Source organism: Duganella sp. AC237, from assembly GCF_979254035.1.
The window spans coordinates 4,880,022-4,905,328 of the sequence record NZ_CEEDEW010000003.1 but is presented as its reverse complement, the minus strand read 5'-3'; the positions used below and the strand labels follow the sequence as shown (position 1 = coordinate 4,905,328).

The window sequence follows — 25,307 nt, the reverse complement described above, 5'->3', positions numbered from 1 at the left end:
ACATGAAACAACTTTACAAATTCTGCGCGACGGCGTTGATGATCAGCGCTTGCGGCATCGTGTCCGCCGCCGATGGCGCGTCTGTCAGCAAGGGCGATTTCGTCACCGCCAAGAAGACCCACTTCGCGCGCAAGGGCCAGGCCTATTACATTGTCGGCGCCAATTTCTGGTACGGCGGCTATCTCGGCGCGCCAAAAGGCGTGGGCGAGCGCGCCCGCCTGTTGAAGGAACTCGATAGCATGCGCGCGATCGGCATCAACAACCTGCGCGTGCTGGCCGTCTCCGAGAAAACCGATATGAAAAGCGCCGTCAGTCCGGCGACCACCGCCAAGCCGGGCGAGTACGACGAGAACCTGTTGGTCGGCCTGGACTTCCTGATGGCCGAAGCGGCCAAGCGCGATATGACGGTGGTGCTTTACCTGAATAACTTCTGGCAGTGGTCGGGCGGTATGACGCAGTATCTGAACTGGTTCGAAGGCACGCCGGCGCTTGACCCGAACGTTACCAAGGACTACGACGACTATATGAAGAAGAACGCGCGTTTCTACGTCAACGCAGCCGCGCAAAAAGAATACCGCAACGTGATCCAGAAGATCGTCAAGCGCGTCAACACCATCACCGGCAAGCCGTACTCGGAAGACCCGATCCTGATGTCGTGGCAGCTGGCCAACGAGCCTCGCCCAGGCAACGGCAACGCCACGCCTGAAGAGAAAAGGCCTACATCAAGTGGATCGACGAAACCGCTGGCTACATCCATAGCCTGGACAAGAACCACATGGTCAGCAGCGGCAGCGAAGGCCTGGCCGGTTCCGCCCAGGACGCGCAGCTGTTCCTCGATTCGCACCGCACCAAGAACATCGACTACCTGACCTACCACCTGTGGCCGAAAAACTGGGGCTGGTTCGATTCCAAGGACCCAACCGGCTCGTGGGACGGCGCCATCGCCAAGAGCCGCAACTACCTGACTTCGCACATCGACCTGGCCAGGAAGCTCGACAAGCCTATCGTGCTGGAGGAATTCGGCCTCGATCGTGACGGCGCCTCGTTCAGTATCAAGGCCACGACCAAGATCCGCGACCGCTTCTACCGCGAAGTATTCGACTTCGTCTACGATGGGGCCAAGAAGGGCGATCCGATCGCCGGCTTCAATTTCTGGGCCTGGGGCGGTGCCGGGCGCGCGGCCAACGCGGATTACTGGTGGAAGCCGGGTAACGACTTCGTCGGCGATCCACCGCAGGAAGAGCAGGGCCTGTACTCGGTGTTCGACTCGGACACCAGCTCGCTCAAGCTGATCAAGGAATACGCCGACAAACTCAATTCCATCAAACGCTAAGGGGCCGCACATGAAACGTATCATGCCAAGCATGTTGGCGCTGGCTGCCTGCGCCTTCGGTTTCAACGCCCACGCCCAGAAGTTCGACGGGGTGGCCGACACGCCGCAGATGGGTTGGAACAGCTGGAATACCTTCGCCTGCGATATCAACGAGCAGCTGATCAAGGAAACCGCCGATGCGATGGTCAAAAATGGCTTGAAGGACGCCGGCTATCAGTATGTGAACATCGACGATTGCTGGCACGGCAAGCGTGACGAGACGGGCGTTATCCATCCGGACAAGGAGCGCTTCCCGTCCGGTATGAAGGCGCTGGCCGATTATGTCCACAGCAAAGGCCTCAAGATCGGCATCTATTCGGACGTTGGCGCCACCACTTGCGGCGGGCGTCCCGGCAGCCGTGGCTACGAATACCAGGATGCGCGAACCTACGCCTCCTGGGGCATCGACTACATCAAGTACGACTGGTGCGACAGCAAGGGCTTGAACGCGGTTGGCGCCTATACCACCATGCGCGACGCCATCCGCGCCGCCGGCCGGCCGATGTTATTCAGCATTTGCGAATGGGGCGACAACAAGCCCTGGGAATGGGCCAAGGACGTCGGCCACTCGTGGCGCACCACCGGCGACATCCACATGTGTTTCGATTGCGAATTCAGCGAGGCATCGTACTCGCGTTGGGGCGTGCTGCAGATCCTCGACAAGCAGGCGGGCCTTCGCGTGCATGCCGGTCCGGGTCACTGGAACGATATGGACATGCTGGAAGTGGGCCGTGGCTTCACCGAAGACGAGGACCGCACGCACTTCGCTGCCTGGTCGATGCTGGCGTCGCCGCTCATCCTCGGCAACGACGTGCGCAAGATGTCCGAGGCCACGAAACGCATCCTGACCAACAAGGCGGTGATCTCGATTAACCAGGACAAGCTGGGTATCCAGGCGTGGCGCTTCCTGCAGTCCGGCCAGTTGGAGTATTGGGCCAAGCCGCTGGCCAACGACGAGTGGGCTGTGATGATCCTGAACCGCAGCGACGAGGCCAAGCCGGTGACGTACCAGTGGTCCAGCTCCCGCATCAACGACGATGCGAACAAGCGCGTGCTCGATACCACCAAGACGGTCTTCAACTGGACCGACGCCTTCACCGGCAAGACCGGCGACACCGGCAAAAAACTGGAGAGCAAACTCGCTCCGCATGGCGTGATCGTTTTGCGGCTGAAGGCACGGAGCTGAAATGAAGCGCACGATGACTGTGGCGGCGTTGGCCGCGATGATGTGGTCCGGCGCCCAAGCCGGCGACCAGTGGGGGCCCTATAATGCCGAATTCCCGGCCGCCAGCGATGGCTTGCTGAAGAAGGTCAAGCAGGCCGATATCTTCTCGTCGTCGATGGCGGGCAGGGTGCAGCCGTTCGGTTTGAGCGGCTGGTTCAAACCGTCGGAGCCGGCGCCCGGCCGCACCCTGATCGCGGGTGTCGCCGGCGCGCAGGCGGGGCCCGGCTGGTTCGTGTGCAGTGTGGACGGCGCATTCGCTTTTTGCGGCTATGGCCTGGAAGTGGTCTCGCCGCTGAAGCTCGCGTCGAACGCCTGGGTGCACCTGGCCGTCAGCTACGACGGCAAACAAGTCACCTTGTACGCCAACGGCAGCGCCGTCGCCCGGCAGGACGCGGTGCTCAAAGCCGAGGACTTCACGCCCGCCCCGGTCACGGACCTTGCACAGACCATGCCGGTCGACGACTTCGGCGCCCGGATTTCGCTGGGCCCGCGCAGCAAGGCCGCGACAGGCTACGCCGGGCGGATCGCCGGTTTCACCGTCACCGCCACGGCGCTGGACGAGGGCGCGATACGCGCGACGGCGGCCGCGCAGCCGAACGATGCACTGATCAATTTCGAATCCGGTAGTCCATCGTGGCCGATACAGGTAAGGCAGATGTACGGCCAGGTCGCGCCGCAGGACCCGTGGACCTTGCCAAAATCCGGTTCGCCGCTCCAGGAGCCGAAAGCCAAGCCGGCCTATGGCGGTCCGGCGCTGGTGCAGAAGGATGCCAATTTGTGGACCATCAAGTCGTGGAAGCTGCAGGCCGCGCCCGAGATAAGCGCCAAGCCGGAGCACATTTCGTCGGCCGGCTTCGATGCCGCCGGCTGGTATCAAACCACCACGCCAGGCACGGTGTTGACCACGCTGGTCGATCGCGGCGTCTATCCGGATCCCGATTACGGCCTCAATAACATGGCCATTCCGGAATCGCTGAACAAACAGGATTACTGGTATCGCACCTTGTTCCAGCCACCCGCGGGCTTCAAACAGGGGCAGCGTTTGTTCGTCACCTTCAAGGGCGTGAACTACGAGGCGGAAGTCTGGATCAATGGCCGCAAACTCGGTGGCATGAAGGGCGCCTTCGTGCGCGGCACCTTCGACATCAGCCCTTATCTGAAGCTCAGGGGCGAGAACGTCATCGCGGTCAAGGTCTCGCCGCCGCCGCATCCCGGCCTGCCGCAGGAAGAGTCGATTGCGGCCGGCGCCGGCGAAAACGGCGGCACTTTGGCGCAGGATGGCCCGACCTTCATCGCGTCCGAGGGTTGGGACTGGATTCCATCGGTCCGCGACCGCAACACCGGCTTGTGGCAGGACGTGGAGCTGCATGCCACGCGCGACTTTAAACTGGGCGACGCCCAGGTGATCACCGCGTTGCCGAGGGCCGACAACAGCGTGGCCGACGTCAGCATCGAAGTGCCGGTCTCGAACTTGTCGAAGTCGGCGCAGCGGGTGACCGTACGCGCGACGATCTCGCGCCGTGACGGTGGCATGAAGCCTGTCCAGGTGAGCAAGACCGTCAGCCTGGCGCCGGGGGAGCACGGCGTGCGTTTCACGCCGGCCGATTTCGCCGCGCTCAAGCTGAAGAATCCAAAACTGTGGTGGCCAAACGGCTATGGCGCGCCGGATCTGCATGAACTCAAGCTCGAGGCGCTGCAGGGCACGCAGTTGTCGGACCAGGCCAGCACCCGCTTCGGGGTGCGCGCGGTGACGTACGAACTGTCGCTGGTCGACCAGAGCGGCCATCTGCGCCGCGTGGAAGCCGATTTCACCAAGGGCCGTGAACTGGGCGTGCGCATCACCGACGGTCGCCACCAGTCCATCAAAAAGCTTTCGGATAACAATTGGGCCACGGGCCTGCGGCCGGAGGCGGAAGGCACGGCTGCCATCCGTCCGCTGGAGGAAACCACGCTCAGTCCCTTCCTGGTCATCAAGGTCAATGGCGTACGCATCGCGGCGCGCGGCGGCAACTGGGGCACGGAAGACTGGCGCAAACGCATCGACCGCGATCGGCTGGAGCCTTATTTCCGCCTGCACCGGGACGCCAACGTCAACATCATCCGCAACTGGGTGGGGCAGAACACCGAGGAGAGCTTCTTCGAACTGGCCGACGAATACGGCCTGATGGTGTTGAACGACTTCTGGGCCTCGACCCAGGATTACAACCTGGAGCCGCAGGACGTCAACCTGTTCATGGAAAACGCGCGCGATGTGGTCAAGCGCTACCGCAACCATCCGTCGGTGATCATGTGGTTCGGCCGTAATGAGGGCGTGCCGCAGCCCGTGCTGAACGAGGCGCTGGAGGCGATGATCTATCAACTCGACGGCACCCGCTGGTACAGCGGCAGTTCGAACCGCGTCAACCTTCAGAACAGCGGCCCGTATAACTACCAGACGCCTGCCAGCTACTTCACCGAGCACGCCAAAGGCTTCTCTGTTGAAGTGGGCACGCCGTCGTTCCCCACGATCGAGGCGATCAAGGCGGCGGTGCCGTCGACCGACCAGTGGCCGTTGAGCGACACCGTCACGTATCACGACTGGCACCCTGACGGCAACGGCAGCGTCAAGAGCTTCAACGCGGCGATGGCGACCGGTTACGGCGCCCCTGAGTCGTTGGTGGACTTCGAACGCAAGGCCCAGTTGCTGAATTACGAAAGCCACCGCGCCATCTTCGAAGGCATGAACGCTGGCCTGTGGCGCCAGCACAGCGGTCGCATGCTGTGGATGACGCAGCCGGCCTGGCCGAGCACCATGTGGCAGATTCTCAGCCACGACTACGATACGCACGGCGCTTTCTACGGCGTGAAGAGCGCGGCGGAGCCGGTCCACGTGCAAATGAACCTGCCCGATTATCGGCTCATGGTGATCAACAACCCGGCCGCCTCGTTGAATGGCGCCACGCTGTCGTACGCAGCCTACGACGTCCAGGGCAAGCTGCTGGCCGGCGGCGACAAGCCGGTGACGGTGGCGCCGGTGAGTACGTCGGAACCCATCGACGCCGGCATCGGCGCCTTGCTGGCGCAGTACAAGCTGATCGTGCTCAAACTGGTGCTCAAGGACGCTGATGGCAAAGTGTTGTCGCAGAATGCCTATTGGCCAAGCAGCACGCTGGCCGGCCAACAGGGCTTGAACCAGCTGGCGACGGTGCCGCTGGAGCTGGCCGCGCGCTGGACCAGCGCGGCCGTGCGGGGCGAACGGCAGTTGGAGGTTACAATGCGCAACGGCGGCGAAGTGCCTGCCCTGAGCGGTAAACTGACCTTGTTCAATGCGGACGGCGAAAGGATACTGCCGGTGTATTTTTCGGATAATTATGTAGCGCTGATGCCGGGCGAGAGCCGCACCGTGACCGTCACGTTCAAGAGCCAGGGCGCGGTGCGCCTGGATCTGCGTGGCTGGAACGTGGCGTCGCAATCGCTGCAGGTAAGCGCGCAATGAAAGGATTCAAGATGAAGAAGTCGCTGATCTCCGCAGTCGTCGCCGCCGGCCTGCTGGCCTTGTCCAGCGCCCCGAGTTACGCCGATGCGGCCCTGAGCCCCTCCGCTTGCAGCACCACGCCGGCGCCGCGCAAAATCGAGTATCCGTGGATGTCGGTGGCGCGCTGGCACCAGATGTTCAACGAGGATGTCGCGGTGGCCGATGCCGGCAACGTCGATCTGCTGTTTGTCGGCGACTCCATCACCGAAGGCTGGAACCAGCAGATCTGGGACAAGTCCTTCGGCGCATGGAAGGCGGCCAATTTCGGCATCGGCGGCGACCACACCGGCAACGTGCTTTGGCGGCTAGACAACGGCCACGCCGAAAAGCTGCATCCCAAGCTGGTCGTGCTGACAATCGGCGTGAACAATTTCTTCCACTGTAATGCCGCCCCGGACGACGTGTTCGAAGGCGTGCAGGCGGTTGTCAAGAAGCTGCGCGCGCTGTACCCGGACGCGAAGATCCTGCTCAACGCCGTGCTGCCCTACGAGCAGTCGGCGCAGAGCCCGAAGCGGCAGCAGATCATTGAGTTGAACCGCAAGATAGCGACGCTGGGTGATGGCAAAACCATCATTTTCAAGGATTACGGTGCGCGCTTCCTGCTGTCGAACGGCGACATGTCGCCCGAGGTGATGGGCGACTTCCTGCACCCGACGCCCAAGGGGTACCAGATCTGGTCCGACGCGATGCTGCCGGACATACAAAAGCTGATGAAGTAATCAGTGGTGCAGGGCGTCGTCGGGCACTATCTCCAGCCGCACGCCGTGGCCCTGCCAGTATAAGCTGGCATCGCGGCCGGCCGTCAGCGAGATGCGGTGGCGGCCCGCGCGCAGCCCGATCACCGCACTGACGTGCTGCATGCGGTTGCCGGGTGTGTTGCAGACCTGACCTTCGACAGTGCGGTCGTCGAACAGCACCGTGTCGCCGATCCGCAGCCGCGCCCCATCCCGTGCCATCACGGTGAAGACATAGCCGCCATCGGCTGGAATGCTGATAAACCCTTCGCGGCTGCCGTCTTGAGCCGGTCCCAATCCCCGCGCACCCCCAGGTGATGCCAATGGCGCCAGGATTTTGGTGGCCAGCACCACCGGCCGCGCCATCGTGTCGCTGCGGCCCTGCGCGTCCGTTACGACCAGCTGCACCCGGAAGCGCCCCGACCCATCGAGCATGGTGCCGAGCGTATCGCCGAACACGTGATCGACCACAGCACCACTGGCGCGGCTGCCGTCGCCGAACAACCATTGATAGCGGACGATGCGCCCCTTCGCGGTGGACGCCGACCCATCGAAGCGCACCGCCCGTCCCGCGGACAGTAGCCCTTTTGTGTAAGAGAAGTCGGCCTGTGGACCGGACGTGGGTGGCCATGCCGTGGGCGCCGCTCCCGGCGGCTGGAGCAATTGCAACTGCCTGTCGTTGCGGATGCGGCGATCGCCGAAGACGATGTTTTCAAAGCTGATGCCGCTGACGTCACCAGAGCTCGTCGATGGCACCAGCGGCGCGCGGTCCACTGAACGTATGTTACGGAAGCGGATATTGCGCACTTTGGCGTTCGGCAGGGACGACTGGCGCAGCTGGGCCAGCGAGTACCAGCTCTCCAGGCGCAGATTTTCGAACAGATAGTTCTCATGGATACCCTGGCCACCGGGGTCGGTCCAGAACTCGGCCAGCGCGAACGGCACATAGCAGCTTCCCATGCCCATGTGGATCACGTCACTGTCGCGCAAGGTGACCTCGCCGCTGTTGAAGATTTTGTTTTGCCAGCCCACCCGCATGATATTGGATATGCTGGTCGACAGCACGCATCCCTCGATCAGGATGTTGCGCACATCCTTGCCGGGGATCGCGGCATCCTTGTCGTAAAAACCGGTGTTGCCGTAGATGGCGAAGATATCGTCGGAACAGCGGAAGAAGCAGTCGCGCACCACGGTGTCGCCGCAACCCAGCCAGTCGATGCCATCCTGGTTGGCGTTGCCGCCCGTGCCGCCGATGACTTTGATGTTCTCGAACAGGACCTTCTTCGAGCCTTCCAGCTGGATCATCCAGGTCCGGCTGCGCACTAGAACAGTGATGTTGCGCACCTTGATATTGCGGGCGTTGTGCAAGGTGATTCCATGCCAGTTCGGACGATGCATCCAGCCCTCGTCGTCGTTCGGGTTTTGCGGGCCGTCGTGCAGGACCACGCCCTGTCCCAGCACCGTGCAGTTCTCGACATCCCAAAAATTGAGGCTGCCCACGACGATGGCGCCCTTGGCCAGATAGATCGTTTCGCCCGATTTGACGTGAATGTCCTCGCCGTGTATGCCTGGAGCGAAATGGCGGACACCCGGTGTGCCCGCCGCCGGCGCGTCGCGCTCCGGTTCGTTCCCGAACAGGAACAGGATCTCGGCGGCGGCGAAATAGTCGCCGGGCCGCGAGATCGCCAACTTCTCGGGCTTGTCGAGACGGAAACTGATGCTGCTGCCCTCGCGTTCGGGGCGTATCCCGTGGCGCGAAGGCAGCACCTCGACCCCCTTGTCCCAAAAATCGTCTTTGACGGCGGTGATCTTCACCGTCACCGGCCGCTCGATATCGATGTTGACGAAGCTGTAGTTGGCCGCTCCGTGCAGAACCTCCACCGGCTCTCCATCGATTGACACGCTGAAGCTGCGCGAGAGCGTCGTGGGTGCGGCCGTGACGGCGTGCGCCGAGCGGACTCTCACGCCGGCTGCGACAGCGCCCGATATTTTTACGAATGATCTGCGGTCCATTATGTCTCCTTTTTTTTTGCGATTATGCGGCCGGCATGCAAAACTCAGGTATGCGACGGGGCGGCGTCTCTTAGTTTCATGAGGTTTAGTAATGCGCGCGCAACAAGCGCCGCAGCGGCTAAACTGCTGCTCGAACGCGGTCGTGGTTTGACCGCCTGCGGCGACAGATCCACAATCGCGCGATCATCATATGGAGACATCATGGACCGAAGAGTATTGCCGACGCGTGTGATTCCGCTTTCCCTCCTGGCGGTCTTCTGCCTGTCGGTGCCGATGGCCGGCGCGGCGTCGATATCCGCCGCCGATTCCCACGTCGCCCGCATGGGCCGCACGGCCATCAACGCCGACGGCGTGGTGCGGTTCGGCTATCCGGGCGTTAGTTTTTACGTCAACTTCGAGGGCACGCGCCTCAGCGTCGAGGCGGAGGCGAGCGGCGAGAACAGTTATCTGGACGTGATCGTCGACGGCGTCGCGCGCAAAGTGCGGCTGGCGGCCGGCAGGCAGACCGTTACGCTGGTCGACGGCGCCGCGGCCGGCAATCACGCGGTCGAAATCGTCAACCGGTCCGAGACCTGGCATGGCACCGCCGCGCTGCTGCGCTTCGACACCGACGGTATATGGAACGCCGCACCCGTCCTCCCGCGACGAAAAATGCTGATACTGGGCGATTCCGTCACTTGCGGTGAGGCGATCGACCGCGTGGCAGGAGCGAAGAAGGATCCGTCCTGGTGGAACGCGCGTTCCTCGTACGGCATGCTGATGGCGCGCGGGTTGAGCGCGCAGGTGCAGCTGGTCTGCTACGGCGGACGAGGCTTGATCCGCACATGGGACAACAAGACCGACGAACTGAATCTGCCGGACTATTATCAGTTGGCGATCCCGGACCGGAAAACGCCGGCACGCTGGAACCAGCGGGATTACCGGCCCGATGTGATACTCAGTGTGATCGGGACCAACGATTTCAATGGCGGGATTCCGGACCGCGAGCAATATGTGGGCACCTATGTGCGGTTCGTGCGGACGTTACTGAAAGATCATCCGCAGGCGCGGATCGTGTTGACCGAGGGCGGTTTGGTGACCGGCGAGAAGAGGGCGGCGCTGATCGAATATATCGCCGAGACGGTAAAGCGGGTGGGGGATAAACAGGTGCGCGCGATCGCGTCGAAGCCCTATTCGGGCGATGCGGATGACGGGCATCCGACCAGGGAGCAGACCGTCAATATCGCCAACGATTTGCTACCCCAGGTACGTTCCATCATGAATTGGTGAGTGTTTGGGCCGCCGACGGATCTTGGCGGATTACGCTGCGCTAATCCGCCCTACGTGTCTCCGTCTTAACTGGCATGTGATAAACCGAGGAGACACGTAGGGCGGATTAGGCGGAACGCCGTAATCCGCCAAACGCCTTAGTAGCTCGCGCCGACCCGGAACCCGAACATGCGAGGCTGTACGAAATTGGCCTCCATGAAGCCACCAAACACCGAATTGCCGCTCAACTTCGCATGGCTGTTCGAGATGTTGCGAACATATAGCTCCGCGTGCCATTTGTCTTCCGGCGCTTCCAGCCGCACCGACGCATCGCCCATCGCATAGGCCTTCTGATAACGGCCGATGTGCGCGAACTCCGAATTGAGCATGTCGAAGTAAGCCTTGTCGCGCCAGTTCACCTTCACGTACGGGATCACCTTGTAGCCGTTTTCAAACCCGAACTCCTGCGAGAAGTTGATGTTGAACTGGTACTTCGGCGTGTTCGGCAGGTGGTTGCCGTCGATGTTGGCCAGGCGGCGGCCCAGCAAGGTCTTGTCCGGACCGTTGTAGGCGGTCGGGCATGCCGGCAGGCCCAGCTCCACGCGCACGTCGCACTGATAGTCGTCGCTGTACGAGTTGTAGTCGTGGATGCTGGAGTTGATGAACGCGAAACCGCCGCCGATACGCCCGCCGCGCCATGGCTTGTAGTCCCATTCCAGTTCCAGGCCCGGGATATTCACTTTACCGACGTTGATGGTGCGCCAGCCTTCATACACGTCGCACTTCGGCTGGTCGGCCGGGCAGGGCAGGCCTGCCGAAGGAATGATCTGGTTGATGAAGTAGGTGCCTGTGACCTGCATGTCCTTGTACTTCATGAAGAACGCGGTGGCCGAAAGGCTCAAACGGTTGTCCAGGAATTTGCCCTTGAAGCCCAGTTCATAGTTGGTGACGGTCTCCGGCTCGTAAGGCAGGAAGGTCTCCACGCCGGGTTTGCCGTCGGCGCACAGGCGGTAGTTGCAGCTGTCGGTCTTGTCGGCGAAGCCGCCGGCCTTGTAGCCGGTCGACACGGAGGCGTACACCATCTTGTTGTTGTCCAGTTGCTTTTGCAGGCCGGCGCGCCACGTCACTTTTTTCCATTCCTGTTTATGGTCGTTCGAGGTAGGCGCGCCGTACAGGTGGTATGCCGCCACGCTGCCGCCCATTGCCGGCGTCAGGTCGGTGCCGTCGTGGACGCGGAAGCCTGGCGTGCCGGGCGTGCCTTGCGAATACAGGCCGTTGTAGTAGGCCGAGTTGCCGATCCAGTTGGCGCCATAGACCTTGCCGCCCTTGTCCTCTTTGCTGTCGATGCTATAGCGCGCGCCGAGGGTACCCGTCCACGTCGGGATGAACTTCCAGTCGGCTTGGGCGAAGACCGCCTTGGCGTCGACCTGGCGGTTAGGCTGGTTATACAGCACGCTGCCGACATCGCCGTACGGCTTCTGGATGGTGTTGGTCTGCTCGTAGTCGATGCGGTTACGCTCGTGCATCCAGAACAAGCCGCCGACGTACTGCACATTGCCGAGTTGCTGCTTCAACTGCGCCTCGTGCACGGTCGACAGGTAGCGCGAATCGAGCGTGCGGTGGAAGGAGTCGGTCAGCGGCCACGTGCCCCAGTTGCCATCGGCCGAATTCGGATACGCGCCATTGATCTGGAACGGCGCCGCGTGCTGCATGCCCAGGTCGTCGTCGGTGATTTGCGAGCGGGTCTGGTCGGCGACCTGGAAGGTGTAGTCGAAGTTGGTGTGGTCGTTGATGTTCCAGTTGATCCCCGTGCGCAGCGTCTTGATACTCAGGTCGTTCTGTCCGGGGACGTTGACGTTGATGTCCCACTTGCCCTGTCCGGGGCCGCAGGCGTAGCGGGTGCCGGCGGTGGCGTCGCAATCGCGGAAGGTGGCGCCGCCGGCGCCGGAATCCTGGAACTGCTCGTACGACGCCTTGGCCGTGATGTCCTTGTTGATCTTCAGGAGACCGGTCAGGCGGCCGGCCCATTCGTCCTGGTTGGTGTAGTAGTCGCTCGGGCCGATCACGCGGTTGAAGCGCTGGTCGACATCCGGCTTGCCGTTCGGGACCCAGCCCAGGGCCGGCGCGTTCGCTTCGCTCAGATCGCGCGTCTGGTTGGCGTAGCCATCGCGCTTGACCTTCATGAACGTCGCGCGCAACGCCAGCGCGTCGTTGACGACGATGTTCTGCACCACCGAGATCTGCTTTTTGCGGTAGTTGCCGATGTCGATATCGGCCCTGCCGTAGTTGCCCGTCCAATCCGGCTTGGCTGGAATCACGTTGACGCTGCCGCCGGTTGAGTTACGGCCGAACAGCGTGCCTTGCGGGCCGCGCAGCACCTCGACCTGTTCCAGGTCGAACATCAGCGCCTGCGCGCCTTGTGGACGCGGCGAGTACATGCCGTCGACGTGGAAGCCGACCGCCGGGTCGCCGGTCTCGGTGAAGTTGGTGGAGGTGATGCCGCGTATGGTGATCTGGACGGCCGAATCCTCGCCGGTGTTTTCGATCACGACGTTGGGCATCTCGCCGCTCAGGTCCGACAGGCTGGTGGCGCCCTTGCGCGTCAGTTGCTCCTGGCTGAGCGCCGCGACCGCGAGCGGGGTGCGCAGCAGCGAGGTGGAGTAGCGGGTCGCGGTGACGCGCACTTCCTGGATCTGGTCCGGATTCGCCGACGAAGCGGCGGGTGCTGCGGTCTGGGCCTCGGCGGTGGCTGCGGTCGCGGTGTCGGTCTGGGCCTGGGCACTCAACGTCATGAACGAACAAGCGCTGGCAACGGCCAAGCTCATGAGAGTACGTCTTGCGGGGTGCAACATTGTCTGTCTCCTCGATGTTTTTGGAATTATGGAAAGCGCCAGCGCCGCAGGTTGTCGGATACGGCTTAGCGTCCTGGCAATCCGGAGTATCGATCCGGAAATTTCGAGGGTCAAATGAAACTAAATTTGAAACCGATGTTTAACAAACTTTACTAAACAAACAATATTTTGGTGTTTTTTGGTTACCGTGGCTGTGAAGACACAAGGCTGTAATTTCCCAAACTGTTTTGTAAAGATTTGCAAGCTTGCATTGCTTAGCGACGCGGCGCGGAAGGGGCGGAGCGTTGGCTTTGTAAAGAAATGTAAGCGGTCTCACCGATGGAAAATGCCATTTTCTAATAAAAACAACGGCTTAGCGATGATTGAGGCAGCGCTGGTATGACTGGTATTGCACTGGTAGCATGACTCATCGATAACTTGGGGGAGCCCCATGCAAATGAGTGTGAACACAACGGAACAGCGGCCCCGCGACTCGTCGCGAACGGTATTGGTCGGCATGCTGTTCGTAGGCCTGCTGTTCTTCATTCTCGGCTTCGTCACCTGGCTGAACGGATCGCTGGTGCCCTTCCTCAAGATCGTCTGCGGCCTGAACAACTTCCAGGCGTTGTGGGTCACGTTCGCGTTCTACATCGCCTACACGGTGATGGCGCTGCCGGCCGCCGTCGTGCTGGGCCGGATCGGCTACAAAAAGGGCATGACCCTCGGACTGGGCATCATGGGCGCCGGCGCCTTGCTGTTCATTCCGGCGGCGCGCAGCACGCATTACGAGCTGTTCCTGGCGGCGCTGTTCACGCTGGCCACCGGCATGACCTTGATGCAGACGGCCATCAATCCCTACATCGTCCAGATCGGCGACCGCGACAGCGCGGCCATGCGCATCAGCATCATGGGCCTTTTCAACAAGGGCGCCGGCGTGGTCGTGCCGCTCGTGTTCAGCTCGCTGATGCTGGCCGATATCGACAGCTTCTCGCACACCGCGCTCGCCACCCTGGAGCCGGCCGCGCGCGACGCCATGCGCGCCACGCTGGCCGAGCGGCTGGTGTTCCCCTACGCCTGCATGGCCGCCGTGCTGTTCGTCATCATGGTGTTCATCCATTTTTCCAATCTGCGCGACATTCCGCCCGAAGCTGACGACGCCGCCGCCAACGTCGAGCGCACCGGCGTACTGCAATTCCCGCAGTTGGTACTGGGCGCGCTGGCCCTGTTCGGCTACGTCGGCGTCGAGGTGATCGCCGGCGACACCATCGGCCTGTACGGCCACGAACTGAACGTCGCCAACTTCGGCGTGCTCACGTCCTACACGATGGTGTGCATGGTGCTCGGCTACATCGTTGGTGTAGTGGCGATCCCGCGCTACCTGTCGCAGAAGGGCGCGCTGCTGTTGTCGGCGCTGCTCGGTCTGGCGCTGACGATCGGTGTCGCCACCGGCTCCATCCAGTCGAGCGGCATCGCCCAGGTGCTGCTGGGCTGGTCCGGCGTGCCGCTGGTGCCGGATACCGTCATGTGCCTGGCGCTGCTGGGACTGGCCAACGCGCTGGTGTGGCCGGCCATCTGGCCGCTGGCCCTGCAAGGCCTGGGGCGCTACACCGCCGCAGGTTCGGCCGTGCTGGTGATGGCCATCTCCGGCGGCGCCGTGCTGCCGCTGCTGTATGGCCGCCTGTCCGATGCATCCGGTCCGCAAGCGGGCTACTGGCTGATGCTGCCTTGCTACGCGATGATTCTGTGGTACGCCGCGAGCGGCCACAAAATCCGCAACTGGCGTGGCGCTGGAAGTGTGTGAAAACGGTATATCGAAGCGGTTCCTTTTTTGAGTAGAAACAGGAGAATCAAATAATGACGACCACCACCAAGCCGCTGTTGAAGAAGAAGCTGTTACCCAAGCTGATCGTGCTGGCGCTGGCAAGCGCTTTCGCACCGCATTTGTACGCCGCCGCCGCTGACCAGGCGGTGGCGCAGGCCGCCGAGGCCGCGCCGGCGGGCGATCCGGCCGTGGTCGAGGTCAAGGGCATCCGCGAACGGCTCAAGCGCAATCTGGCCGAGAAGCGCGACTCGGGAAATGTGATCGACACGGTGACGGCGGAGGAAGTGGGCAAGTTCCCGGACAAGAACGTGGCCGACTCGCTGCAGCGCGTGCCCGGCATTTCGGTCGACCGCACCTGGGGCGAGGGCCGCGATATCTTCGTGCGCGGCACCGACAAGAACCTGAACTTGACGCAGCTGAACGGCCAGGCCGTGGCTTCGGGCTACTGGTGGAAAAACGATTCGCAAAGCCGTGGCTTCAACTACGACATCCTGGCCTCGGAGCTGGTCGGCAGCATCGACGTCTATAAAAGCCCGTCGCCCGACCTGGACGAGGGCAGCATCGGTGGCCTGGTCAACGTCAAGACCCGCAAGCCGTTCCAGCTGAAGCCTTTCGTGGCGCAGGTGTCGGCGGAAGCGACCTACAGCGAACTGCCGAAGAAAACCGATCCGCAGTTCTCCGGCCTGCTCAGCTGGACCAACGAACAGAAAACTTTCGGCGCGCTGGTCGCCGTGAGCCAGCAAAAGCGCACGATGCGCCGCGACGGCCTGGAAAACTTCACCGACACGACCAAGTACAACATCGTCGACCAGAACGGCGCGGTCACGCCGGGCGCCTACGCGTCGTGGGGCGGCGGCACGCCGATCTTCCGCCAGGACCGCGAACGCACCACCGGCAACATCACCCTGCAGGCGCGCCCGAACGCCAACACGGACATCTCGCTGAACTACATGAACTCCGACATGAGCATGGACAACAGCAACCAGAACTACCTGTGGCAAGCGGGTGGCCTGGTGGACGCCAAGGGCAATATCGCCGTCACCGATCCGCGCTTCATTACCACCTCGGACGGCACCAAGGCGCTGGTGGGCGGCACCGTGGGTCCGACCAACGGCGTATCGTTCGAGCCGATCTTCCGCCAGTCCTATGTCAAATCGCAGGTGCTGGACCTGGAAGGCACCTACGATGGCGACAACTGGAAGTTCCACGGCCAGGCCGGCACCACCAAAGGCTCCGGCGGCAGCGACCATGACCGCAATTTCTGGTTCACCGGGAATACGCGCGCCACCTTCAACCTGGCGCCCGACACGTACGAGATCAAATACCTGGATATGAATCCGCTCGATCCGACCAAACTGACCTTGCAAAGCACGCGCGACTGGATACGCCGCATGGAGACCAAGGAGAACTACGCCCAGGGCGATCTGACGATAGACCTGGATAACGCCTTCTTCAAATCGATCAAGGTCGGCGTCAAGCTGCGCGACACCAAGGTGCAGAACCGCCGCACCATCGGCACCAATGGTCCCGGCAATCCTGGCTGGGAAACGCTGACATTGGCCGACCTGTCGACCGGGCCGTCGCCGCTGATCTCGCAGGAGGCGGCCAGCGCCGGCTCGCTGACGCAGTACGCCTGGGTCGATGACGGGCTGGCGTCGTCGCGGGGCTTCGCGATGTTCGACAAGGGCATGGTCTACGCCGAGGCGAAGGGCGAGTACTACCGCATCAAGGAGAAGATCTACGCCACCTATGTCCGCGCCGATTTCGCGGTGGGGCAGTGGCGTGGCGACTTCGGCGCGCGCCTGGTCAAGACCGACCAGACCTCTGAAGCCTACCAGGACCTGAACGGCAACGGCAACTACGTGTTGGGCAGCGTCTCGCGCACCTACAACGATGTGCTGCCCAGCCTTAACGCGGTCTACTCGGTGAACAAGGATTTGCTGGTGCGCGGCGCCGTGGCGCGGGTGATGGCGCGTAATACCTACAGCGATTTGAGCGCCAGCACGGAAGTCAGCGGCACCACCAACGCCGCCACCGCCGGCAATCCTTTCCTCAAACCTTACCACGCCAACCAGGCGGAGATCGGCGCCGAGTGGTACTACGCCGACGCCTCGCTGCTGTCGGCGACGCTGTTCGCCAAGAAGCTCGATACCTTCGTCTACACGCAAAGCGCGCTGGAAAACGTCGGCGGCGTCACCCGCTCGGTCACGCGGCCATACAACGCCGGCAGCGGACAGACCGTCAACGGCCTGGAACTCCAGTGGCAGCAGGTGTTCGGCAGCGGCTTTGGCGCCGTCGTCAACTACACCTTCACCGACGCCAAGACCGGCGCCAACGCCAACGGCCAGAAGCTCAATGTGATCGGTAACTCGCGCAACCAGGCCAATGTCAGCGGCTTCTTCGAAAAGGGCGGTTACAGCGCGCGGCTGTCTTACAACTACCGATCCAAATCCTACGGCGGCCTGAATGAGGGCGGCCAGGATGTCACCAGCGCCTACGGCCAGTGGGACGCGTCGGCCAGCTGGGACGTGACGCCTAAAATCAGCTTGTACCTGACGGCGGTGAATATCGGGAATGAACTGATACGCACCAATACCACCGACGGCCTGCCGGTTGGCGTGTACGAGAATGGCGCCCGGTATAGTGTCGGTATCAAGGCCAAGTTTTAACAATTATCGTCACCCAGGGGAGTGGAATGCTGAATCGGAAAACGGCCGGCGGTATCGGACTGGCGTCACTGTTGTTGATGACGGCGATGCCGGGCACTTTGGCGCGGGCGGCGGATGCCCCGCAATCGGGCAAGCCGGCCGTGACGAGGGAGCAGGCGCAGACTGCGGGTGCCGTCGCCGGGGGCAAGTTGCGCTTGCGCTGGGAGCTTGAGCGCAATGAGTTCACTCCGAAGGCGCCGGGCGGCATCACGCATGCGCGGTTCATCCTCACCAATCTGGATGCGCATCCGCTTCCGACCCAAGGCTGGTCGCTTTACTTCAACTGCATGGACGGTGTCGCAACCGGGCCGCTGGCAGGTAATCTGACGGTGGAAAAGGTCGCGGGCGGCTTGTACCGCATCCGTCCCGCCCCTGGGTTTGCAGGCGTGGCGCCGGGGCAGACGTTGAATGTGCCGTACATTCATCCGAACCTGGTGATCAAGCTGGCGAAGGCGCCGGCCGGCCCGTATCTCGTCTACGACAACGCACCCGAGGTGGGACAAAATATCACGGACTACGAGCTGCTGCCTGTCGATCGCCACGAACAACTCGACAAGGGAAATAGCGGCGCCAAGGGCGTCGTCACGCCGCAGGACACTTATCGCCGCAACGCCAATGCCGATCTGTTGCCAGTGGAGGCGCTGCCGCCGTTGTTCCCGACGCCGCTGCGGCTGGAGCAGGGCCAAGGCAGGTTGCGGGTGGCGGCGCAGCCGAAACTGGTCGCGCCGGCGACATTGAAAACCGAGGCCGCCTTTGCGCACGCCCTGTTTTCGTCGGCCTTGCCTGCTGCCGTTACTGGCGCAGGCGCTGGCGGGCCTGAACTGCGCCTGAGCGTCGGTGCGGTTGCCGGTCAAACTTCGCCGGAGGCCTACAGCCTGACCATCAAGGCGGATAGCGGCATCGCCATCGTCGGCAACAGCGCGGCAGGCGTGGCCTACGGATTGCAATCGCTGCGCGACCTGATGCCGTTGCCTGGCGCCGGCGGCATCGATCTGCCGGAGTTGACCGTCTTCGACGCGCCACGTTTTCCGTATCGCGGTTTCCAGTTGGACGTCAGCCGCAACTTCCACACAAAACAGACCGTGTTCAAGCTGCTGGACCTGATGGCGCGCTACAAGCTCAATACCTTCCACTTCCACCTGACCGACGACGAAGGCTGGCGGCTGGAGATCGCCGGCCTGCCGGAGCTGACCGGCATCGGCGCGGTGCGGGGCCACAGTGCCAGGCCGGGCCTGCGCCTGCAACCGGCCTACGGCTCCGGCGCCAATCCGGACAACGCCACCGGCACCGGCTACTACACCCGCGCCGACTACATCGAGATACTGCGCTACGCGGCGGCGCGGCACATCGACGTGATTCCAGAGATCGAGATGCCGGGCCATGCCCGCGCGGCGGTGCAGGCGATGGAGGCGCGCTATCATCGCCTCAAGGCCGCCGGCAACCGCGACGCGGCGAAATACCTTCTGAACGACTTCGAGGACAAATCCGTCTACAGCTCGCCCCAGCATTACAACGACCATGTGATCAATCCCGGGCTCGAATCGAGCTTCACCTTCATCGAACATGTGGTTGGCCAGGTCGCCGAGCTGCACCGCCAGGCCGGCGTCAAGCTGCGCACCATCCACGTCGGCGGCGACGAACTGCCTCACGGCGCATGGGAGAAATCGCCGGCCAGCCTGGCGGTCATGAAACAGAAAAAGCTGGAGACCGTCGCCGATCTGTGGGACTACTTCTACGACCGCGTCGACGTCATCCTGCGCAAGCAAGGGCTGTTCGCCTCCGGTTGGGAGGAGATGGCCGCGCGCGCCACCATGCTGCGTGGGCAGCACAAGCTGATTCCGAACCCCCGCTTTACACAGCGCGGCTTCAGCGCCTACGTCTGGAACAACACCGAGGGCGCCGAGGACTTTGCCTATCGTTTGGCCAACGCCGGCTACGACATCGTGCTGGCGCCGGTCACCAAGATGTATATGGACATGGCCTACAACCCCAATCCCGAGGAGCCGGGCGTCAACTGGGGCGACTACGTCGAGCTGGATACGGTGTACGACTTCATCCCGCTGGACTACCTGAAGAACGCCGCCAAGCCGCAGCCCGGCAAGGATGCGCTGACCGATTACGGCAAGCGCCGCGTGCGTGGGCTGGAAGCGACTTTATTCACCGAGACGGTGCCGACTCCGGACCGCATCGACTATCTGGTCATGCCGCGATTGCTGGCGATGGCCGAACGCTCGTGGGCGCCGGACCCCGCCTGGGCCACGGAAAACGATCCGGACAAAGCCGCCGTGCTGCACCGCGCCGCATGGTCGGGGTTTGTCAATACGCTGAGCCAGCGCGTGCTGCCGCGTCTCGACCTGGAAAAAACGGGCGTCAATTACCGCATCGCGCCTCCCGGACTGCTGGTCGAGGGCGGCCGGGTGCTGGTCAACCACGTCCTGCCGGGCATCCAGATGCGCTATACCGTTAACGGGGCGTCGCCGGACGCCAACAGCAAACCGGTGACGGGACCGATAGCGGAGAAGGGCGTCATCCAGGTCGCCGCCTTCGACCGCAACGGCCGGGCGGGGCTGGCGGCGCGCGTGGAAAACCGCTAAATCACCGGGTTGACGATCCGTCCCCGGTGGCGATCATCTCCGCTATAATCATCCCACTGTTTTTTCAGGATGATGAGTGATAGCGTCGATGGAAAAAGTACTCCCGCCCCGGTTAGGCCGGTTACGATTTCGTTCGAGCGCGCGCCGCGCACCCGCCATCCGCGCATTCACGTTCGGCCTGTTCGCGACGATGGCCGGCGCCGCCAGTTGCGGTCCCTTGCCGCCGATGCCGCAGGTTTCGCCGGGCCCACCATCGGCGCAAGCCCCCGCCAACACCTTGCAAGTGCTGCACTGGTGGACCTCCGCCAGCGAGCGCAAGGCGGCGGACTTGCTGGCCGCGCGCATGGCCGACGAAGGACTGGCGTGGAAGGACGCCGCCATTCCCGGCGGCGCCGGCATCGGCGCCGGCAAGGTGCTCAAGGGCCGCGTGCTGGCCGGCGACGCGCCGCAGGTCACGCAGATCATCGGCGCCTCGGTCGCCGAATGGGCCCAACTGGGACTGCTGCTCGACATCGACAGCGTCGCCAGCGCCGGCGACTGGAAAGGCTTCATGTTCCCAACGGTCCAAAAGTTGATCCAGCACCGCGGCCATGTGGTGGCGGCGCCGCTCGGCATCCACCGCGTCAACACCTTGTACTACAACCGCGCACTGTTCGCCCGGCTCAAACTTGCGCCGCCGCGCACCTGGGCCGAATTCGAGGCGACCGCGCGCAAGCTCAAAGCCGCCGGGGTGGCGCCGCTGGCGCAGAGCACCGAGTCGTGGCAGGTGGCGGCGCTGTTCGAGAATCTGGTGCTGGCCGAGAGCGGGCCGGAGTTCTATCGCGAGCTGCTGGTCAAGCGCAGCCCGGCCGCCGCCGCCGACCGCCGTACCGCCGAGGCGCTGGAACGGCTGCGCATCGTCAAGGGGTGGATCGGCCGCGAGATGGAGGAGCGGCCCTGGCCCGAGGTGGTGCGCTATTTCGCGCGCGGCGAGGCGGGCATGATGATCATGGGCGACTGGGCCAAGCCGGAGCTGGCCGAACGCGGCATGGCGCTGGACGAGGACTACGGCTGCGCCGCCGCCCCGGGAACGGCCAGGTATCACCTCTACAGCGTCGACACGCTGACCATGTTCGCCGGCGACCAGCGCCACGTTCCGTCGCAGGAGAAGATGGCGCGGCTGCTGGTATCGCCGTCGGTGCAGGCCGATTTCAACGCGCTCAAAGGCGCGGTCCCGGTGCGGCGCGACGCCGACCCGGCGCGCATGGACGGCTGCGCGCGCGCCTCGTGGACCATCTTCGCGCAGGGGACGGCGGTGCAGGCTCCGAGCCTGGTGCACCGCATGGCCTCCGACGAGGCCAGCCGCGACGCCATCATCGCCGAGGTGCACCGCTATTTTCTCGACGACAGGGCCACGCCGGCGGAGGCGCAGCGCCGTCTCGGCGCGCTGTTCCGACTGTTCAACCTCAGAAGCCAAGGAGCCCCCGGTGCGTAAGATACTGATCGTGGATGATGACCAAAAAACCCGCGTGCTGCTCAAGACCTATCTGGAGAAGAACCAGTACGAGGTGATTTTGTCGCACAACGGCGAGAGCTTCCTGGCCGAGCTGCACGCGCACGGCGACGAGCTGTCGCTGGTGATCCTCGACGTCATGCTGCCGGACACCGACGGCTTCGCGCTGTGCAAGCAGGTGCGCCAGCGCTCCAACGTCGCCATCATCATGCTCACCGCCAGCTCCGACGAAACGGACCGCATCGTCGGCCTGGAACTGGGCGCCGACGACTACATCGCCAAGCCATACAGCCCGCGCGAGCTGCTGGCGCGCATCAAGGCCATCCTGCGCCGCAGCGCGGCCGAGCCGCCATCGGCGCGTTACTACCGGTTTGTCGGGTTTACGCTGGACCTGAAGGAGCGCAAGGTGGTGGACCGCGACGGCAATCCGGTGGTGCTGACCGGGCTCGATTTCCAGCTGCTCAAATACTTCGCCGAGCATCCGGGCGTGATCCTCGACCGCGGCGTGTTGTGCGAGGAGACGCGCGGGCGCGATGCCGGCCCGCTGGACCGCTCGCTCGACGTCCAGATCAGCCGCCTGCGGCTGCGGCTCAACGACGACGGCAAGCAGCCGGCCCTGATCAAGACGGTGCGCGGCGCCGGCTACGTGTTCTCGGCCGATGTCAGCGTCTCGCATGCCTAGACGCCTGCCCGCACTGTTGGACAAGCTCCTGCCGCAATCGCTGCTGGGGCGACTGACCCTGGTGATGGTGGCGGGACTGCTGGTGACGCAGCTGGCCGCCAGCATGATCTGGGCCACCCAACTGCGCGCCAAGTCCCAGGTGGAGGCGCAATCGGCGTCGCAGTACGTGGCGCACAGCGCGTCCGGCGCGATCCGGTTCTTCCGCAGCCTGCCGGCCAACTACCGCCTGCTGCTGATCCAGCAATTGCGCGAGATGGGTGGCACGCGCTTTTTCGTCAATCTCAATCGGGCCTACGTGCCGGTGACGCAGATCGCCGAGCATCCGCTGGCGCGCAGCGTCATTGACACCGTCGGTGCGACGCTCAAGAACGATCTGCCGCATTCCCCCGCCTTCCGCCTGGCGTTCGCGTGGCCGGATCAACTGGTGGTGTCGGAAAACGACGTTCACCTGAGCGACCTGCCGGACGCCTGGGTGCAGCACATCCTGCTGCTGCAGCCGGACCCCGCGCCCATCCTGGTCATCCAGACCGAGATCGAACCTGGCAACTGGCTGTACATGGCGGCGCTGATGCCCAATCCGTATTTTTTGAGCACTAACGATCCGCTGGCGTGGGACCGGCTTGCGCTGCAAGGGCTGTCGCTGGCGGCCGTGCTGCTGCTATGCCTTTTGGTGGTGCGCTGGATCACGCGGCCGCTGGCGGCGCTGTCGGAAGCCGCCGCCGCCTTCGGCAACGGCCAGGACGACCGCGCGACGCCGCTGCCGGAGACGGGCAGCCGTGAATTCATCAACACCGCGCGCGCCTTCAGCGCCATGCGCGAACGCATCCAGCGCTACATCGAGGACCGCGACCGCCTGTTCATCTCGATCTCGCACGATTTGCGCACCCCGATCACGCGCCTCAAGCTGCGTTCCGAACTGCTCGACGACGAAGCACTGCGCAACGAATTCGAGGAGGACCTCGATGAACTGGACATGATGGTCAAGGGCGCGCTGCAATGCGTGAAGGACAGCGACATCCACGAGAACCCGGCCGAGGTCAAGCTGGACGCCTTGCTGGGACGCCTGGTGCGCAGCGCGCGGCTGGCCGGGCACGAGGTGGGCTATCGCGACAGCGGGCTGTCGGTGCGCGCCAAGCCGCTGGCGCTCAAGCGGGCCATCGGCAACCTGCTCGACAACGCGCTGTTCTACGGCGACCGCGCCGAGATCGACGTGCGCGGCGCGCCTGGCGCGGTGGCCATCACCGTGCGCGATCACGGTCCGGGCGTGCCGGAGGAGGCCTTCGCCAGCCTGTTCCAGCCCTATGTGCGGCTCGAGCACGGCCGCGAGCAGAACGACGGCGGCATGGGCCTGGGGCTGGGCATCGCCCGCAGCATCATCGAAGCGCACGGCGGCGAGCTGATACTGGAAAACCACCCGGAAGGCGGCCTGAACGCGACCATCCGCCTGCCGGCCTGAGCAACGCCAGGCGCCCACCGTCGCCCATTCCCTATTTTCGACGCCCGGTCGCCGTTTTGTGCAGTTCATCGCAATCCGGGCCGGCGGCGCGCCAGCGATTGATATAGTCGCCATCCACATCATGGGCGGTTGGCGGCCGCCGCTATTGTTGCTATATTCGCCACTATCAGCTTGCTTAAAAAATACCAGAGGATTGAAATGATGACGAAGCTTTTCCAGTTTGGCCTCCTGTTTGCCGCGCTCTGTTCGCTGTTTGCCCGCGCCAGCGCCGCCGAGGAGAGCGAAACGCGCGTCGTGACAATCGACGCGCGCGTTGTGCGCGTCAAGCTCGACGGCGTGATCGACGTCAAGATGCGCCAGGGCGACACGCCGTCGCTGCGCATCACCGGAGACAAGCGCGACATGGATAAGTTGAACGCGGCGCAAACCGGCGACACCTTGTACCTGGACAGCAACAGCGGCCGTGGCGTCAAAGTGGGACGGTCCAGCACGCGCGCCGAGCTGACCCTGCCAAGTTTGCGCCAGGTGATCTGCGAGGGCGTCGGCACCACCGACATCAGCGGCTTCAGCGGGGACGAGCTGGAGTTGACAATGGACGGCGCCGGCAACATGAAGGCGGTGGTCGACTACAAGGTTCTCAAGGCCAATCTGGGCGGCGTCGGCAAGATGCACCTGCTGCTAGGCGAGAACGAGAGCGTCGAGCTCGACTTGCGCGGCGCCGGCTACATCACCCTTGGCGGGCGAAGTAAATTGCTCAAGGCCACGTTGGGCGGGTTGGGCGGACTCAACGCGCAGCAGTTCCAGGCGGAGTCGGTCAACGTCGACCTCAGCGGCCTGGGCAACGCCACCGTTCATGCCAAGACCAGCGCCACATTGAACCTGAGCGGCCTTGGATCGGTCATCGTCTATGGCAAGCCCCTGAACCGCAACGTCACCGTTGACGGCCTGGGCAAGGTAAGTTGGAAATAAGACCAAATAAACGTACCCACTTATACGCGACATGAAAAAATTCATACTAGCGATAGGTCTCGCACTTGCTCTGCAACAGAGTGCGATGGCTGGATTCGCCGAAGGCGCCACCGCCTACAACAACAAAAACTACGCGGCGGCTTTAAAAGAGATCGCCCCGCTGGCCAAGGCCGGCAACGCGGACGCCCAGCACCTGTTGGGTTTGATGTACTACATGGGCCGTGGCGTCAAGCAGGACTACAAGCAGGCGCTGAGCTGGCACCGCAAGGCGGCGCTGCAAGGCAAGGCCGACGCGCAATACGTGGTCGGCGCCATGTACTACACCGGCAACGCCGTGATCCAGGACCACAAGCAGGCGGTCGGCTGGTTCCGCAAGGCGGCCGAGCAGGGGCATCCGGACGCGCAGCAGGTCATGGGGCTGATGTACCGTTACCAGATGGCGGGCATGCCGCAGGACAACGTGATCGCCTACATGCTATGGAACCTGGCGGCGGCCAAGGGCTCGGCCAACGCCGCCGAGCAGCGTTCGGCCGTGGTCAAGCACATGACGCAGGAGCAGCTGGAAGAAGGGCAAGCGTTGTCGGCCGCCTGGAAGCCTAACACGCCGCTGCCGACCAAATCGCGCACCGGCGGCGGATAGTTGTCAA

The 25,307-nt window shown here is 63.4% G+C and carries 16 protein-coding genes; 14 read left to right on the top strand and 2 right to left on the bottom strand.

What is annotated here, in order from left to right; translation table 11 throughout:
- The first annotated feature begins 2 nt into the window (after nt 1-2).
- From AC0IYS_RS21780 to AC0IYS_RS21760, 5 genes are read left to right on the top strand one after another with little or no spacing between them, the layout of a single operon-like run.
- Nucleotides 3-869, top strand: a complete 867-nt coding sequence (locus tag AC0IYS_RS21780; protein WP_471707135.1) for a glycoside hydrolase 5 family protein — start codon at nt 3-5, stop codon at nt 867-869.
- Nucleotides 776-1,333, top strand: coding sequence for a glycoside hydrolase 5 family protein (locus tag AC0IYS_RS21775; RefSeq protein WP_471707134.1), 558 nt, complete (start codon nt 776-778; stop codon nt 1,331-1,333). The genes AC0IYS_RS21780 and AC0IYS_RS21775 overlap by 94 nt, the downstream gene beginning before the upstream one ends.
- 10 nt (nt 1,334-1,343) lie before the next feature.
- A complete protein-coding gene (locus tag AC0IYS_RS21770; RefSeq protein WP_471707133.1) occupies nt 1,344-2,558 on the top strand; it encodes a glycoside hydrolase family 27 protein in 1,215 nt (404 codons plus the stop codon).
- 1 nt (nt 2,559) lies between these two features.
- Nucleotides 2,560-6,072, top strand: a complete 3,513-nt coding sequence (locus AC0IYS_RS21765; RefSeq protein ID WP_471707132.1) for a glycosyl hydrolase 2 galactose-binding domain-containing protein — start codon at nt 2,560-2,562, stop codon at nt 6,070-6,072.
- A gap of 11 nt (nt 6,073-6,083) precedes the next feature.
- The gene (locus AC0IYS_RS21760) at nt 6,084-6,830 is read left to right on the top strand and encodes a GDSL-type esterase/lipase family protein (RefSeq protein WP_471707131.1); all 747 of its coding nucleotides are present in this window, start codon (nt 6,084-6,086) and stop codon (nt 6,828-6,830) included.
- Here the strand turns inward: AC0IYS_RS21760 and AC0IYS_RS21755 are convergent, their stop codons facing one another.
- On the bottom strand, nt 6,831-8,747 hold the full coding sequence (locus AC0IYS_RS21755; RefSeq protein ID WP_471707130.1) for a PKD domain-containing protein: 1,917 nt from the start codon (nt 8,745-8,747) through the stop codon (nt 6,831-6,833). It lies immediately after the preceding gene.
- Nucleotides 8,748-9,059: 312 nt separating this feature from the next.
- Here AC0IYS_RS21755 and axe2C point away from each other — a divergent pair, with 312 nt between their 5' ends.
- Nucleotides 9,060-10,127, top strand: a complete 1,068-nt coding sequence (gene axe2C / locus AC0IYS_RS21750) for a bifunctional acetylxylan esterase/glucomannan deacetylase AxeC2 (RefSeq protein WP_471707128.1) — start codon at nt 9,060-9,062, stop codon at nt 10,125-10,127.
- Nucleotides 10,128-10,264: 137 nt separating this feature from the next.
- On the opposite strand, the gene AC0IYS_RS21745 is transcribed toward axe2C, so the two are convergent.
- Entirely contained in the window at nt 10,265-12,931 is a 2,667-nt protein-coding gene (locus AC0IYS_RS21745) for a TonB-dependent receptor (protein ID WP_471707127.1), read from the bottom strand.
- A 469-nt stretch (nt 12,932-13,400) separates the two neighbouring features.
- Here AC0IYS_RS21745 and AC0IYS_RS21740 point away from each other — a divergent pair, with 469 nt between their 5' ends.
- The 8 genes from AC0IYS_RS21740 (at nt 13,401) to AC0IYS_RS21705 (ending at nt 25,300) form a co-directional block, all read left to right on the top strand.
- On the top strand, nt 13,401-14,738 hold the full coding sequence (locus AC0IYS_RS21740; RefSeq protein WP_471707126.1) for a sugar MFS transporter: 1,338 nt from the start codon (nt 13,401-13,403) through the stop codon (nt 14,736-14,738).
- A 53-nt stretch (nt 14,739-14,791) separates the two neighbouring features.
- Nucleotides 14,792-17,428 carry a TonB-dependent receptor gene (locus tag AC0IYS_RS21735; RefSeq protein WP_471707125.1) on the top strand — a complete coding sequence of 879 codons (2,637 nt, stop codon included), beginning with the start codon at nt 14,792-14,794 and terminating at the stop codon, nt 17,426-17,428.
- A gap of 26 nt (nt 17,429-17,454) precedes the next feature.
- Nucleotides 17,455-20,061 (top strand): family 20 glycosylhydrolase, encoded by a 2,607-nt coding sequence (locus AC0IYS_RS21730; RefSeq protein WP_471707124.1) that lies wholly within the window; start codon nt 17,455-17,457, stop codon nt 20,059-20,061.
- 88 nt (nt 20,062-20,149) lie between these two features.
- Nucleotides 20,150-21,535: an ABC transporter substrate-binding protein gene (locus tag AC0IYS_RS21725; protein ID WP_471707123.1), complete on the top strand. Its 1,386-nt coding sequence runs from the start codon at nt 20,150-20,152 to the stop codon at nt 21,533-21,535.
- A complete protein-coding gene (locus tag AC0IYS_RS21720) occupies nt 21,528-22,235 on the top strand; it encodes a response regulator (protein WP_471707122.1) in 708 nt (235 codons plus the stop codon). The genes AC0IYS_RS21725 and AC0IYS_RS21720 overlap by 8 nt, the downstream gene beginning before the upstream one ends.
- Nucleotides 22,228-23,691: an ATP-binding protein gene (locus AC0IYS_RS21715; protein ID WP_471707121.1), complete on the top strand. Its 1,464-nt coding sequence runs from the start codon at nt 22,228-22,230 to the stop codon at nt 23,689-23,691. The genes AC0IYS_RS21720 and AC0IYS_RS21715 overlap by 8 nt, the downstream gene beginning before the upstream one ends.
- A gap of 201 nt (nt 23,692-23,892) precedes the next feature.
- Nucleotides 23,893-24,660, top strand: a complete 768-nt coding sequence (locus AC0IYS_RS21710) for a GIN domain-containing protein (RefSeq protein ID WP_471707120.1) — start codon at nt 23,893-23,895, stop codon at nt 24,658-24,660.
- Nucleotides 24,661-24,691: 31 nt separating this feature from the next.
- Nucleotides 24,692-25,300, top strand: a complete 609-nt coding sequence (locus tag AC0IYS_RS21705; RefSeq protein ID WP_471707119.1) for a tetratricopeptide repeat protein — start codon at nt 24,692-24,694, stop codon at nt 25,298-25,300.
- Nucleotides 25,301-25,307 lie beyond the last annotated feature (7 nt).